At 72.7% G+C, this 14,502-nt stretch carries 13 protein-coding genes and 1 pseudogene; 8 read left to right on the plus strand and 6 right to left on the minus strand.

Going from position 1 to position 14,502, the window contains the following annotated elements; translation table 11 throughout:
• Positions 1-11: 11 nt before the first annotated feature.
• Both GA0070607_RS14605 and GA0070607_RS32995 read right to left on the minus strand, forming a co-directional pair.
• Positions 12-488 (minus strand): hypothetical protein, encoded by a 477-nt coding sequence (locus GA0070607_RS14605; protein WP_157743157.1) that lies wholly within the window; start codon positions 486-488, stop codon positions 12-14.
• A complete protein-coding gene (locus tag GA0070607_RS32995) occupies positions 488-1,177 on the minus strand; it encodes an HIT family protein (RefSeq protein WP_197701264.1) in 690 nt (229 codons plus the stop codon). Before GA0070607_RS32995 ends, GA0070607_RS14605 begins: the two co-directional genes overlap by 1 nt.
• Positions 1,178-1,198: 21 nt before the next feature.
• On the opposite strand from GA0070607_RS32995, the gene GA0070607_RS14615 reads away from it, so the two are divergent.
• From GA0070607_RS14615 to GA0070607_RS14630, 4 genes are all read left to right on the plus strand, one after another.
• Positions 1,199-1,600, plus strand: coding sequence for a helix-turn-helix domain-containing protein (locus GA0070607_RS14615; protein WP_089018701.1), 402 nt, complete (start codon positions 1,199-1,201; stop codon positions 1,598-1,600).
• A 35-nt stretch (positions 1,601-1,635) separates the two neighbouring features.
• Positions 1,636-2,055, plus strand: coding sequence for a VOC family protein (locus GA0070607_RS14620; protein WP_089018702.1), 420 nt, complete (start codon positions 1,636-1,638; stop codon positions 2,053-2,055).
• 10 nt (positions 2,056-2,065) lie between these two features.
• Positions 2,066-2,731 carry a DUF998 domain-containing protein gene (locus tag GA0070607_RS14625; protein WP_089018703.1) on the plus strand — a complete coding sequence of 222 codons (666 nt, stop codon included), beginning with the start codon at positions 2,066-2,068 and terminating at the stop codon, positions 2,729-2,731.
• Between the two features lie 68 nt (positions 2,732-2,799).
• The gene (locus GA0070607_RS14630; RefSeq protein ID WP_089018704.1) at positions 2,800-3,453 is read left to right on the plus strand and encodes a histidine phosphatase family protein; all 654 of its coding nucleotides are present in this window, start codon (positions 2,800-2,802) and stop codon (positions 3,451-3,453) included.
• Positions 3,454-3,475: 22 nt separating this feature from the next.
• On the opposite strand, the gene GA0070607_RS14635 is transcribed toward GA0070607_RS14630, so the two are convergent.
• Positions 3,476-4,030, minus strand: a complete 555-nt coding sequence (locus tag GA0070607_RS14635) for a protealysin inhibitor emfourin (protein ID WP_089018705.1) — start codon at positions 4,028-4,030, stop codon at positions 3,476-3,478.
• Between the two features lie 168 nt (positions 4,031-4,198).
• Between GA0070607_RS14635 and GA0070607_RS14640 the strand changes: the two genes are divergently transcribed.
• The 3 genes and pseudogenes from GA0070607_RS14640 to GA0070607_RS14650 all read left to right on the plus strand — a co-directional run.
• A complete protein-coding gene (locus GA0070607_RS14640) occupies positions 4,199-6,586 on the plus strand; it encodes a M4 family metallopeptidase (RefSeq protein ID WP_089018706.1) in 2,388 nt (795 codons plus the stop codon).
• A gap of 135 nt (positions 6,587-6,721) precedes the next feature.
• The gene (locus tag GA0070607_RS14645; RefSeq protein WP_089018707.1) at positions 6,722-7,489 is read left to right on the plus strand and encodes an enoyl-CoA hydratase/isomerase family protein; all 768 of its coding nucleotides are present in this window, start codon (positions 6,722-6,724) and stop codon (positions 7,487-7,489) included.
• Positions 7,490-7,615: 126 nt separating this feature from the next.
• Positions 7,616-8,365 (plus strand): annotated as a pseudogene (locus GA0070607_RS14650) (serine/threonine-protein kinase); the annotation flags it as partial.
• 851 nt (positions 8,366-9,216) lie between these two features.
• On the opposite strand, the gene GA0070607_RS14655 reads toward GA0070607_RS14650, so the two are convergent.
• Positions 9,217-10,755 carry an FAD-dependent oxidoreductase gene (locus tag GA0070607_RS14655; protein ID WP_089018708.1) on the minus strand — a complete coding sequence of 513 codons (1,539 nt, stop codon included), beginning with the start codon at positions 10,753-10,755 and terminating at the stop codon, positions 9,217-9,219.
• Positions 10,756-10,785: 30 nt separating this feature from the next.
• Entirely contained in the window at positions 10,786-11,268 is a 483-nt protein-coding gene (locus GA0070607_RS14660) for an MSMEG_6728 family protein (RefSeq protein ID WP_089018709.1), read from the minus strand.
• Positions 11,269-11,361: 93 nt separating this feature from the next.
• On the opposite strand from GA0070607_RS14660, the gene GA0070607_RS14665 reads away from it, so the two are divergent.
• On the plus strand, positions 11,362-13,377 hold the full coding sequence (locus GA0070607_RS14665) for a potassium channel family protein (protein ID WP_231931038.1): 2,016 nt from the start codon (positions 11,362-11,364) through the stop codon (positions 13,375-13,377).
• Here the strand turns inward: GA0070607_RS14665 and GA0070607_RS14670 are convergent.
• Complete coding sequence (locus GA0070607_RS14670) at positions 13,258-14,496, minus strand: APC family permease (protein WP_089018710.1); 1,239 nt, start codon at positions 14,494-14,496, stop codon at positions 13,258-13,260. The genes GA0070607_RS14665 and GA0070607_RS14670 overlap by 120 nt on opposite strands.
• Between the last annotated feature and the right edge of the window lie 6 nt (positions 14,497-14,502).

A 14,502-nucleotide genomic window follows, 5' to 3' on the forward strand; every position in this document is an offset into this window, starting at 1 on the left:
GGAGGTCGTCGTCAAGCGAACAATGCTATGGCGCAACCGATGACAACGAGTGCTCCATAGAACGGAGCAACCGACCATGAGAGCCAGACCGTGGCGCCGGGAAACCAGCGGCCGAGCCGCAATCGGATTCTTTGCCCGCGGGTTGCCGCGAAAGGAATTGGATCGTCGGCGTCGGAGGGGTCGAGCGAGAACAACGGCACCTTTCGCGTCCCGCGCGCCACTGCGTCATAGAGTCGCCGGTAGGCCTTCTCCTGTCGCAGATAGTTCGCGTCGAGGAAACCGAACAGGAGTACGGCCGCGACCCCCAGCATGGCAACCAGGCGGGCGTCCTTCGTCAACGCATACCCGTACGTCGCGGTGGCCACTGGGAGCAGCCAACCCTTGGCCGCTGAGGAGGCTGAGGACATCCGTGTCACGACGGCCTGGATGTAGTCCAGGTGCTTCCGCCGGTCGTCGGGATCAACGACCAACACGTCGGCCGGCTGCATCACTTCCCACCAACTTTCCGACATTCGCTCCGGAGTCGCTGCCAGACGTCATCCTTCTGCGCCTCCGGGTAGCTGGTTTTTGAAGGCCAAATGGGTCCCATCCCATCGCCGGACCAGCGTGGGACAAGGTGAACATGCAAGTGTGGAACGGTCTGGGTGGCAACCACGCCGTTTGACTGGATGATGTTCAGTCCTTCCGGCTCGGTCGCAGATTTGACAGCGTGCGAGAGCCTCAGGGTGATGTGCGCCAGCCGGGTGGCGGCTTCCTCATCCAGCGACCAGACATCTGGGATGTGATCACGCGGCACCACGAGCGTGTGACCCAGAGTCGCCGGCTCCACGGGAAAGAACGCGACCACGTGTTCGTCGCGGTAGACCTCTCGGGTGTCCGGGGTCTCGCGCCGAACGATTTCGCAGAATGGGCAGTCGGCTTCGACGGTCATCGGGATCGGATCCCGCCCTGCCACTCCCAATGGGCTGAACTGGCCAAGGTAGCTCCTTCTCTCCTCGACGAGCGTGATCCGGACGCTCCGCCACAGGGTAGGACAGTTGACGACCGATCGATATCGTCCGCGACGTGAACCGCGCCGGCTGCCAGCCGACGGCGCGCGAACGGTGGCCGCCGGCACCGGTCGTATGCTGGGCGTCAGCACGAGCGCGGGCGGCAGACCCGCGACGATGTCGTCCAACCAGGGGGTGCACGCCAGCCGATGAGTCGCGCGGTGGAGGAGTCGAACCGGGCGATGCTGCGTGCCCGGGACGCGATGGACCGGGCGTACGCCCAGCCGCTGGACATCCCCGCGCTGGCCCGGATCGCGCACGTCTCCGAGGCGCACTTCATCCGGACCTTCCGGGCCACCTTCGGTGAGACCCCGCACCGCTACCTGCAACGCCGGCGGGTCGAGCGGGCGATGGCGCTGCTGGTGGAGACCGGCCGCGACGTCACCGACATCTGCTACGCCGTCGGCTTCGGCAGCCTGGGCACGTTCAGCCGGACGTTCCGGCAGATCGTCGGGGAGTCGCCCTCGGAGTTCCGCCGTCGTCGCTCGGCGCCGAGCAACGTGCCGTCGTGCTTCGCCAAGGCCTGGACCCGACCCAGCAGTTTTGGATAAGCACCAGGTCAGGCACTGCGTCTAGCGTGATTCCCATGACGATGAACGCGATCAGCCGCTCCCAGATCTACGTCCTCGACCAGGACGAGGCGCTCGACTTCTACGTGAACAAGCTCGGCATGGAGCTCAACACCGACCAGGACCTCGGCTTCATGCGCTGGCTGACGGTCAACCTGCCCGGGGACCCGGAGCGCGAGATCCTGCTGGAGAAGCCGGGTCCGCCGGCGATGGACCCGGCCACCGCCGCGCAGGTCCGGGAACTGCTCACCAAGGGGGCGCTGGGTGGCGCGCTCTTCATGACCACCGACGACGCCCACAAGACGCACGAGGAGCTGGTGGCCAAGGGGGTCGAGATCACCGACGAGCCGACCGAGCGCCCGTACGGGATCGACTTCGGCATCCGCGACCCGTTCGGCAACAAGATCCGCGTCGGCCAGATGTTCCCCCGGGCCTGAGGGCGGACCGATGAGCCAGGCAGTTCCGCTTTCCGGGGTCCGATCGGCCGTCGCCGGCCGGGACCGTGCGCTGCTGGTCGGCGGCGTCGTCGCCGGCCCGATCTTCGCCGGCTCGGCGCTGCTCCAGGCGCTCACCCGGGACGGCTTCGACCTCCGGCGGCACCCGGTCAGCGTCTTGAGCACCGGCGAGCTGGGCTGGATCCAGATCGCCACGTTCCTGGCCACCGGAGTGCTCTGCGTGGCGGCCGCCGGGGCGCTGCGGCGTACCACCGGCGGCGGGTCGGTCTGGCCACCCCAGCTGCTCGCCCTGTACGGGTTGGGCCTGGTCGGCGCGGCGATCTTCAGCGCCGACCCGGCCGACGGGTTTCCCGCCGGCACGCCCCGGGGCGCCGGTCAGATCAGTTGGCACGGCGGCCTGCACTTCCTGGTGGCGGCGGTCGCCTTCGTGTCGCTGATCGCGGCGACGGTGGTGGTCGGCCGGCGGGCCGCGCGGCGCGGGGCGCGGGGCCGGGCCGGTTCCAGCCTGGCGACCGGCGCCTTCTTCGCGGTGGCCTGGGTGGCGCTGATCGTCCGGCCGGGCCCGGCCGTGATGGTGGCCTTCGGCCTGGCGGTGACGGCCGGCTGGCTCTGGGTGTCGGTCACGTTCGCGCGGGCGGCGTCCGGCCGGGTGGACTGAGCCGGCTGTTGTCAGACCGGGGGGCGCGGGGTGGCACCCGTGCCCCCCGGTGTGCTGAGGTGTGGGCCATGATCACCCGGCTGCTGTACCTCGCCCGGCACGGCGAGCAGGAGGACGCGGCGACCGAGTCGCCGGAGGCCGGCCTGTCCGAGCGGGGCCGGCGGCAGGCCAGTCTGCTCGGCGAGCGGCTGCGGGGCCGCCCGTTCGCCGCCGTGCACCACGGGCCGCTACGCCGGGCCGCGGAGACCGCCGAGCTGGTCACCGCGTCGCTGCCCGGGGTCCCGGTGTACGCGAGCGAGCTGGCCGGCGACCACCTCCCGCACGACACGGACTCCACCGACCTGCCGCCCGCGTACGCCAAGTTCCTGGGCCAGTTCTCGGCCGCCGAACGGGTCGACGGACCGCGGGTGACGGCGGCGGCGGTACGGCGGTTCACCGGCCCCGTCGACAGCGCCGAGGGAGCCGGCCGCACCGAGGGGCCGGGTGGCGCTGAGCCGGTCCGTGAGCTGGTCGTGACGCACAGCTTTCTGATCGGCTGGCTGGTCCGGCACGCCCTGGACGCGCCGGAGCGGCGGTGGCTGGGTTTGAATCCCCACAACGCGGGACTGACCGTCATCCGGTACGGCCCGGCCGGACCGCCGAACCTGATCACCTTCAACGATGTGGCGCACCTGCCGCCGGAGTTGCGCGGCACGGGCCTGCCGCCGGACTACCAGGTCTGAGCGCCGGAGTCCGGCCGGGCGTTCAGCCGGTGGCCCGCAGGAGCAGTTCGACCAGGGCCCGGGTGGCCGGGGGAGGGGCGGGGTCGGCGGGGCAGTCGACGTACCCGGTCTCGATCGTGCCGACGGTCAGCCGGTAGCTGAACGCGTCCGCGCAGCTGGTAGGGGTGGTCGGGCGGCGGGCCTCGGCGGCGATTCGGGGGTCGGCGGCGAGCCCGCGCAGCCGGCCGAGGTCGGCGGGGTCGAGTCGGCCGGCACGCCGTCCGCCGGAACGGTCCACCAGTGTCCATCGGCCGTCGGATTCGACGGTCACGGCGTCGCCGCGCCCAGCGAAGCCGCCGGAGCGGAACAGCATCACCCGGGTGGCCGCGCTGTCGGGGGCCTCGGGGCCTGTCGGTACGCCCGGAGTGGTGAGGACAGCGGTCGACGGCGGGATGGCGGTGGCCGGACCGGTCGGGCCCGGGCCGATGGTGGCGGGGGGCTGGTCCGGGGCGGTGCCGGCTCGGTCAGCGCTTGTGCATCCGGCCAGGAGAGCGACCAGTAGCGCGACGGTGACACCGGTCGTCGAGGCGGGTCTCATGCCGCTCGGACGTACGGCCGCGGTCGACGGTTCCCTCGTCGCCCCACTCATCCGAACGGTCACTGTCGATGTCTGGGAGCGGTCCAGCCCTTCTCTTTTCCTCAACACATCGTTATATCTACATGCGTGACTACCCCCGTCACAATCTTCCCCCCTTCAGGAGGGCACGTGAAACGACCCCTCGCCGCCGTCAGCGCAGTGCTGCTCACCAGCGGCCTGTTGACCTGCGTCGCCACCGCGGCGCACGCGGCTCCGCCCACCGCCCCCGCTCCGGACGCCTCGGCTCCGGCAGCGACAGTCCTTCGGACGAACCCCGGTGCAGTCCAGGGTTCGAGCGCCGAGTCCTACCAGGTGCACAGCACCAAGGTGGACGCCACCGGTGCTACGCACACCCGCTACACCCGGAACTATCAGGGGCTGCGCGTCTACGGCGGTGACTTCGTCATCCACGCCGCGCCGAACGGCAGCTACGCCGGCAGCTCGGTCGGTCTGGCCGCGCCGCTGACCATCGGCACCACCGCCAAGGTCACCGCTGCGGCGGCGAAGAAGGCGGCCCGTGCCGGGTTCACCGGCAAGGCCGAAGCCGTCGGCACCCCTGAGCTGTTCGTCGACGCCAGCTCCGGTCGGGGCAGGCTGGCGTGGGAGACCGTGGTGAGCGGCTGGCAGCCGGACGGGCAGACCCCCTCCCGGCTGCACGTCATCACCGACGCCACCACCGGCGGGGCCATCGGGGCGTACGACGAGATCGAGGCGGTGGCCGGCACCGGCAACAGCCTCTACTCGGGCACGGTCAGCATCGACACGACGCTCTCCGGCAGCACGTACCGAATGACCGACCCGTCGCACGGCAACGGCTCGACCTGCGACATGAACAACGGCACGTCGAGCTGCACCACCTTCACCGACGCGGACAACACCTGGGGCACCGGGGCGAACTCCAACCGGCAGTCCGCCGCGGTGGACGCGCACTTCGGCGCCGCCAAGACGTTCGACTACTACAAGAACGTGCACGCCCGCAACGGCATCTTCGGCAACGGCACAGGCGTGCCGAGCCGGGTGCACTACGGCAGCAGCTACGTCAACGCCTTCTGGGACGGCTCCCGGATGACCTACGGCGACGGCTCGGGCAACTCCCGCCCGCTGGTCTCACTCGACGTTGCCGCGCACGAGATGAGCCACGGCGTGACCGAGAACGTGGTCCCCGGTGGGCTGACCTACTCCGGTGAGTCCGGCGGCCTCAACGAGGCCACCAGCGACATCTTCGGCAACATGGTCGAGTTCTTCGCCAACACCTCGGCCGACCCCGGCGACTACCAGGTCGGGGAGAAGATCAACATCAACGGCAACGGCACGCCGCTGCGCTACATGTACAACCCGTCGCTGGACGGCTCGTCCGACAGTTGCTGGTCCACCAGCACCAAGAACAAGGACGTGCACTACTCCTCCGGGGTCGCCAACCACTTCTACTTCAACCTCGCCGAGGGCACCGGCGCCACCGCGTACGGCACCTCGCCGGTGTGCGGCTCCGCTCCCGCGGTGACCGGCATCGGCCGGGCGAAGGCCGAGAAGATCTGGTTCCGGGCGTTGGACGTCTACTTCACCTCCAACACGGCGTACGTCAGCACCAGCAACCCGGCGAACACCGCCCGGGCCTACAGCCTGCGGGCGGCCACCGACCTGTACGGCAGCTGCTCGGCCGAGTACAAGGCCGTGCAGGCCGCCTGGACCGCGGTGAACGTGGCCGGCAACGACGCGCCCTGCTCGACCGGCAACGACTTCTCCGTGTCGCTCTCGCCGACCGCCGGCTCGGTGAACCCGGGCGGCTCGGCCTCCACCACGGTGGCCACCGCGACCACCAGCGGCTCGGCGCAGACCGTGACGTTCTCCGCGTCCGGCCTGCCGAGCGGGGCGAGCGCCGCGTTCAGCCCCTCCTCGGTGACCTCGGGCGGCTCGTCCACCCTCACCATCAGCACCTCGGCGGGCACCCCGCCCGGCACCTACTCGGTCACCGTGAACGGCGCGGGCTCGGTCACCCGGAGCGCGACGTACACGCTGACCGTGAACGGCACCGGCGGCGGCTGCACGGCGCCGGGCCAGAAGCTGGCCAACCCGGGCTTCGAGTCCGGCGGGACCGGCTGGACGGCCACCTCCGGCGTGATCACCAACTCCAGCGGCCAGCCTGCCCGCACCGGGTCGTACAAGGCGTGGCTGGACGGGTACGGCAGCAGCCACACCGACACGCTCGCCCAGTCGGTGAGCCTGCCCTCGGGCTGCTCGTCGTACACGCTCAGCTTCTGGCTGCACATCGACTCGGCCGAGACCACCAGCAGCGTCGCGTACGACACGCTGCGCGTGCAGGTGCTGAACTCGGGTGGGACCGTGCTGGCCACGCTGGCGACCTACTCCAACCTGAACAAGGCCGCCGGCTACACCCAGCGCTCCTTCTCGCTGGCCTCGTACGCCGGCCAGACCGTCAGCCTGAAGTTCACCGGCACCGAGGACGCCTCGCTGCAGACGTCCTTCGTGGTCGACGACAGCGCGGTCACCGTCTCCTGACCTGACCGACGCGAGGGCCCGGCGGCCACCCCTCAACGGTGGTCGCCGGGTCCGCGCCGTTATGGTCGCCGCACGGCGCCCGTCGCCGGAGTGCTGGATCGGCGGCGTCGTACGACGGTGCGGGAAGGGGCGAACGTGTCGGACGCGGAGTTGACAGTCGAGGTGACCGGACCGGTCGCGACCGTGGTGATCCACAATCCGGCCCGCCGCAACGCGATGACCGCCGCCATGTGGCGACAACTCCCCGAACTGCTGGACCGGCTGGAACCCGACCCCGGCGTACGGGCGCTCGTGCTCACCGGCGCGGGCGACGCCTTCTGCGCCGGCGCCGACCTCGGCGACCTCGCCGAGCTGCTGGACGCCGGTGACGCCAGCATCGCGGTGGCCGCCGAGGAGCGGCTGGCCAGCTTCGCCAAGCCCACAGTGGCGGCTGTCCGCGGCGCCTGCGTGGGGGGTGGCTGCCAACTCGCGGTCGCCTGCGACCTGCGGATCGCCGCCGACGACGCCCGGTTCGGCGTACCGCCGGCCCGGCTGGGACTTGTCTACCCGGCGCCGACCACCCGCCGGCTTACCCGGCTGGTGGGCCCGTCCGCCGCCAAGCACCTGCTGTTCACCGCCGAGCTGATCGACGCCGAGCGCGCCCTGCGGGTCGGCCTGGCCGACGAGGTGCTGCCAGCTGGTCGGCTCGCCGCGCGGGTGGACGACCTCACCGCGGCGATCGCCCAGCGCTCGGCGTTGAGCGTCGCCGCCGCGAAGGAGATCGTGGACGAGCGGGCCGGGCCGGCGCGGATCGCCTGGTGGCACCGGAAGGTGGCGACCAGCGGAGAGGCCCGGGAGGGGGTGGCGGCGGTCGCCGAGCGCCGGGCGTCCCGCTTCGCCTGGCGTCCACCGGACGGGGACTGACCTGTCGTCCCGGTCGGCGTAAGCCCCGGCTCCGCCACGACGCGGTGCAGGCTGGCCGGCTCCCGCCATTCGACGATCTCGATCCCGGCTGGCGCGCCTGAGGGGCGGTACGGCAGGCTGTCCGTCGTGCAGCGTGATCAGTTGCTTGCGGGCCGCTACCGGCTCCTGGAGCGCCTCGGCAGTGGCGGCATGTCCGCGGTGCACCGGGCGTACGACGAGGTGCTCGAACGGGACGTGGCGGTGAAGGTGCTCGTCGCCTCGGACGTCAACGCCCGGCGGCGGATCCGGGCGGAGGCCAAGGCGGCTGCCAGGCTGTCGCACCCGCACGTCACCAGCGTCTACGACTACGGCGAGTCGAGGCTCGACGGTGCCCACGTCCCGTTCGTGGTGATGGAGTTGCTCGGCGGCCACACCCTCGAACAGCGGTTGGACGCCGGGCCGCTGCCACCCCGCGCCGGCCTGCGGGTCTGCGCGGAGGTGGCCGCCGCGCTCGCGGCCGCGCACGCCCAGGAGTTGGTGCACCGCGACATCAAGCCGGGCAACGTGATGCTCACGCCCACCGGCGCGAAGGTGCTCGACTTCGGCATCGCGGCGGCCGTCGGTGATCCGGAATTCGACTTCGAGGGCCGGCTGCTGGGCACACCGGCCTACCTCGCACCGGAACGGCTGGAGGGCGGCGAGGTTCTGCCGGCCTGCGACGTGTACGCCCTCGGCCTGCTCGTGCACCGCGTGCTGACCGGCCGGCCGCCCGACGCACCACGCGTGCCGGCGCATGTCGAGCCCGACCCGTTGCCCGAGATCGTCGGAGTGCCGGCCGAGATCCACCGGCTGTACCGCTGGTGCCTGGCCCGCGATCCCGCCGACCGGCCGCCGGCCGCCGAGGCGGCCCGCATCCTGTACGCGGCCGGCGAGCGGACCGCCGTCCGGTCCGAATCTGCCGCCGGCTCGGAGGCGGGCGGCGAACCTGCGGCCAACGAAAGGACGGCCACCGCCGTCGCGGGCCGGCCGGATTCGGACGCGCGACCTCCCGCGGTGGCCGCGCTGTCCACCAGGCCGGCCGAGCCGGTTCCCGGTGCGGCAGCCGGGACGACCGGTGCCGCTCGGCGCCGGTCCTGGCGGTGGCGGCGGGCGGTGCTGGCTGTCGGCGGCGCGGTGGTCGCCACCTTGGCGATGGGCGGGTCACTCGGCGATCCCGGCACGCGGCGACAGGAGGCGGACGCGCCGCGGACCGGCATCGGGCCGGGAGGCGCCACCACCGTGGCGATGCCCAGGACCGCCGAGCCACCCGGCCCGGCAGATCCCCGCCCACCCGCCGCCCCGCCGGCCAGCGCCACCTCATCCGGCGCCCCGACCAGCACCCCGACCGGTCCGGGCGGCACCCGCATCCCGAGCCCAACCGCACCGCCCGCCGGCCCGACTCCGACCACCGCCGCACCCACGCCCGCTCCCCCACCGGGGATGCCGGTGGACGCCCAGGGCGGGACGGTCACCGTCCGCTGCCTGGGGGCGTCGGCCGAGGTGCTCGCGGTGGCGCCCGCGCCCGGCTACCGGGCGGAGGCGTACGACCCGGGCCCGGCGAAGCGGATCGAGGTCGAGCTGACCTCCGGCGAGCACCGCAGCGAGATCCGTGTGCACTGCGCCAACGGCCGCCCGAAGCCGAACGTCAAGGAGCGTGCGGAGGACCGGGGGCCGCGCCCGCGGCAGGATGTGGTCGATGGCCACCGGCGTCAGGTAGCCGCGCCTCTGCCGGACAACAGGCCCCGGGGCCGTACCGAGCACACCGGCTCGGCCGCGCCGCCCTCCGCCCGCAGGATGTGGTTCGCGGCGATGATCCCGGTCGACGCTGAGCGTTCCATCAGCGCACTCGGGAAGTCCGTGACGATCCCGTCTCCGGCCAGGTAGAGGCCTGTCGCGTCGGTGCGTACCCCCGGTCGCCAGGCGTGGCTGCCCGGACTGAACGCCGGTGCCTGCGCCTCCACCCGGGCGCGCAGCTCGCGGACCCGCAGGCCGGCGGCCTCCGGCCAGAGCGCCACCAGCTCACGGCGCATCCGCTCGGCCAGCTCCTCGGCCGGTACGCCCGGCTCGCAGGCGTACGCGTGCAGCTCGATGACCGACCCGCCGGTCCGCCGCGCCCAGCGCCGCGACTCGTTCTCCAGCCGGTGGTAGAGCGTCACCGAGTCCAACGTGGGCTGCCGGGACACCCCGCTGAACACCGCCCGACCGGCGGCCACGTCCCCGTCGCACCAGTACCGGGCCACCGCGTACGGCGGGCCGGGCGTGCCGAACGCGGGCATCCGCTCCACCAGCTCCGGCGCCTGTTCGGCCAGGTCGGGTGAGGCCGTGACCAGCGCGGCCAGCGCCGGCGGGTCGAGGGCGAGCACCACGTGGCCCGCCCGGTGGCCGCCGCCTTCGGCGGTCGTCACCCGCCAACCGTCGGCGTCGCGGTGCACCCCGGTCGCCGCGGACCGGGTGCGCACCCGGCCGCCGTGCTTCTCCACGTGCCGGGTCAGCGGCTGCCAGATCGCGGTGGCGTAGTCCTCGTCCGGGCAGTCGAAGGCCAGCCCTTCGGGGTTGCCGAGCAGGTAGAAGTGGAACTGGGCGACCATCTCGGCGGCGGACATCTCCGCCTCGTGGTTGAAGAAGGAATGTGAGAAGACCTCGAACAGCATCGCCCGAGCCCGGTCCGGCAGCCGCAGCGAGGCCAGCAGCTGATCGGCGGTGGTGTCGTCCAGCTCGGCGTAGGTGCGTACCGGGTCGTAGCTGAGCAGCGGCAGCGCGGCGTCCCGGTCCATCAGCCGCAGGTCGGCCAGGCGCAGGCTGGGGCTGCGCAGCAGTAGTGCGAGGAGGTTCGCCGGCGGTGCGGGCGGCAGCTTGCCGAACTCCTCCGTCGGCCACCGGGCACTCAGGATCGGATAGCCCGGGATCGGCTTCAGGAAACCCAGGTGAGGGTCGACGCGGCGCAGGATGGACCGCCAGTTGTAGTACTGCCGGAAGAACGCGTGGAAGCCGTGCTCGTTCTGCTGGCTGCCGTCGGCGAGCGCCTCCGGCCAGGCGCCCAGCCGTCCGCCGAGGGTGGGTGCCGCCTCCAGCACCGTCACCGCCACGCCACGCTCGGCCAGCACCACGGCCGCCGACATGCCGGCGATGCCGCCACCAACCACCACCGCCGCGACCGCTCCCGGTACGCGGTCGGCGCCACCGCCTCCCGGGTCCACCTGGTGCTGGCGTACGCCGATGAGCCGACCCACCACTTGCGACAGCGCCATGCCCGCCTCCCCGCCCCAGTCTGCCCGTTCCTACGGCAGGCAGCGACGGCTGCGGTCGGAGGCGGGCCACACGTACTCCAGATCCTCCGGGACGTCGTCCCCGAAGATCGGGCGGTAGTGCGTGGGATCCTTGCGCAGCAGGGACGAACGGTGGCTCAGGTGCAGGTCGTCGCGGCCCAGCCAGGGCGGCAGCTCACCGGCCCGCGCCAGTTCGTCCTGGGTACGCACGACGCCGGCGCCGCAGGCGGCGGTGAGGTCGACGGTCAGCGTGGTGGCGCAGGTGTCGGCTCTCCCCGGCTCGGACCAGACCGCGCACATGTCCAGCCCGTAGCGGGTGAGCGCCTCCTCGTACCCGGCCCACATCTTCACGGCGGGGTGGTTCCGCCAGCCGTACCCGGGCCAGGTCAGCCCGCGCAGCACCTGGATGGCCTCCACCCGCTGTTTGCCCAGCCGCTTCTGGTCCAGCGTTCGGGCGCTGGCCAGGAAGTCGGGGTACGGGAGGAAGGTCTGCATGCCGCTGCTCTACCCGCCGCCCGGGTCGGCATGCCTGATCGGGATGATCCGGATGGGGTCGCCCACCGTGGTCGTGCTGGCTACGATCCGGGCATGGCGGAGCCGTGGCGGGACCGGGCGCGACGGGCGGTCGAGTGGAACTGGCGGCTGCGGTCCGTCGGTGATCCACGACCGCACTACGTGATCTGCGGGCGGGACGCGCTCGCCTACTACGTGGCCCGGGCGATGCTCGAATCGGAGCTGCCGGCCGGCGGTGCCCGGGTGACAGTGGTGGTGCCGGAGCGCTACCGCAGCAACGGGCCGGACGTGGCCGGGCTGCGCGGGGTCCGGGTGGTTCGCTCGGAACGGCTGGATGTGGCGACCTTCGAGGCCGCCGGTCTGGCCGGGGCGACCGGTCTGGCCCTGCTGCATCAGGACGACGTGGGCAACCTGCACGCCGCGCTCTGCGCCCAGGCCGTCGACCAGCGGGTCCGTCAGGTGCTGCGGATGTTCAACGGCACCCTCGCCGACGGCGTACGCAAACTGCTCAAGGCGCCGGTCGAGGTGCTGTCCGACGCCGAGATGGCCGCGCCGGCGTTCGTGGCGGCCGCGCTCGGCGAGGTCGACCCGAGCTCCTTCCAGCACCGGGACAAGACGCTGCGGGTGGCTCGGCGGGCCGACGTCCGACCGCAGGACGTGGTCTGCGCGCTGGCGGACATCAGTGACGAGCAGGGGGTGGAGCTGCTGCCGGCCGAGCAGGCCGGCGCCGACCTGGTGCTCGCCGAGGCGACCGGGCAGCCACCGGGCACCGAGGTGGCCGCGCGCCGGCTGGTCCGGGCCCGCCGTCGACGACGCCCGATGGCGGTGCTGCTGCGGGCCGTACGCGGTTTCGCCACTCGCAAGATCGGCATCGCCGTGATGTTGGTGCTCGGGGTGATCGCGCTGCTCGGCGCGTTGATCTCCCGAGCGGAGGATGTCTCCCCGGTGGAGGCGCTGTACCTGACGCTGGTCACCACGCTCAGCGGGGCGGACCCGGACACCGACAAGGCGGCCGACGCGCAGATCATGCAGGTGGTGCTCAACCTCGCCGGGTTGGCACTGATCCCGTTGATCACCGCGGTGGTGGTGGACGGCATCGTCAACGCGCGGCTGGCCATGCACACCGGCCGGCTGCAACCGGCCCGTGCCGGGCACGTCGTGGTGATCGGCCTCGGCAACGTCGGCACCCGGGTGATGGCGCAGCTCCGCGAGTACGACGTCGAGGTGGTGGCGATCGACAAGGACCCGGAGCCGCGCGGCGCCACCCTGGCCCGGCAGTTGGAGGTTCCGGTGATCGTGGGGGACGCCGCACGGCCGGAGACCCTCGTCGCCGCGTCGGTCGCCGACTGTCAGGCGCTGGTGGTGGCGTCCACCGACGACGTGGCCAACCTGGAGGCGGCGTTGGCCGCCCGGGACCTGCGCGACAACCTGCGGGTGGTGCTGCGGCTCTTCGACGGTGACTTCGCCGAACGGGTGGAGGAGACCTTCGCCCTGGGGGTGTCCAGGTCGGTGTCGTACCTGGCGGCCCCGGCCTTCATCGGGGCTCTCACCGAACGGGCGGTGATCACCACGATCCCGGTCGACCGGCACGCGCTGCCGGTCGCCGAGGTGCCGGTCGCCGCCGGCTCCGAGTTGGACGGCCGACCACTGGACGTGGTGAACCGGGACGGGCAGGTCCGGGTGATCGCAAGGACCCCGGCGGGTGGTGCCAAGACGATCTGGTGGAAGGATCTCGACCCCCGGCAGGTGATCTTCGCGGGCGACCGGCTCACCGTGGTCGCGCGCCGACGCGGGTTGGACTGGCTGACCAGGCAGTGCGCCCCGCCCGCCCGCACCGGTGCGGTTCCCCGGCCGACCGGTCCCCTCGGCGGAGAGTCGACCTCGCCGGCGGCCTCCCGCTCGACGCCCGGATCGGTGGACTGGGAGGTCGCCGCCGCGGCCCCCGGTGCGGCTCATCCGGTGCCTGACCGGTCAGCGGCTCCGCTGCCGCACGAGGTGCCACGCGGCGCCGACGGCGAGCACGCCGAAGCCGGCCAGCACGCTGCCCAGCGGCAGGTTGACCGCGAGCAGCAGGCAGCCGACCAGCCCTAGGCCGGCGAGCACCTGAACCGGTATCCGCCGGCCCGGGTCCCGGCCCAGGGTCAGCGCGGCGGCGTTGGTGATCGCGTAGTAGACCAGCACGGTGCAGCTGGAGAACCCGATCGCGTCCCGCACGTCGCCGAGCAGCACGACCACGATCACCACGGCGGCCACCGCCAGCTCGGCGCGGTGCGGCACCTGGTGCACGGGGTGCACGGCGGCCAGCGCGCCGGGCAGATCGTGGCGGCGGGCCATCGCGAGGGTGGTCCGGCCGACCCCGGCGACAAGGGACAGCAGCACCCCGGTGACCGCGACCGTGGCCCCGGCGCGGACCACCCAGGCCAGGCCGGGCAGACCGGCGGCGGTCACCACGTCGACCAGGGGCGCGGCGGAACCGGCCAGCCGGTCGGCGCCGAGTACGCCGAGCGTGATGACGGCCAGCACCAGATAGATCGCCAGCACCGCGCCGAGCGCCAGCGGCACCGCGCGGGGGATGGTCCGTCGCGGGTCGCGTACCTCCTCACCGAGGGTGGCGATCCGGGCGTACCCGGCGAAGGCGAAGAAGAGCAGCCCGGCGGCGGTGAGCACACCCCGGCCGGAGCCGCCGGGGTCGGCCAGCCGGTCCAGGTGCACCGGCCCGCCCACCACGCCGACGACCGTGACCAGGGTCAGCACCGCGAGCACCAGCGTGACCAGCCCTCTGGTCACGGTGGCCGTCTTGCCGATGCCGCGCAGGTTCACCGCGGTCACCGTGAGCACCGCACCGACCGCGACGAGCCTGGCCTGGCCGGGCCACAGGTACGCGCCGATGGTCAGCGCCATCGCCGCGCAGCTCGCCGTCTTGCCCACCACGAAACCCCAGCCGGCCAGGAACCCGGCGAACGGCCCGAGGCGTTCCCGGCCGTAGACGTAGGTGCCGCCGGACTCCGGGTAGCGGGCCGCCAGCCGCGCCGAGCTGGTCGCGTTGCAGAAAGCGATCACCCCGGCGAGCACCAGCGCGGGCAGCAGCCCGGCGCCACCGGCCGCCGCCGTGGCCGGGGCGAACACCACGAAGACGCCCGCGCCGAGCATCGAACCCAATCCGATGACCACCGCATCGGGTACGCCCAGCCTGCGCGCCAGTTGGTCCACCGGCCA

Source organism: Micromonospora coriariae (assembly GCF_900091455.1).
In the GTDB taxonomy this organism is placed as follows: Bacteria; Actinomycetota; Actinomycetes; order Mycobacteriales; family Micromonosporaceae; genus Micromonospora; species Micromonospora coriariae.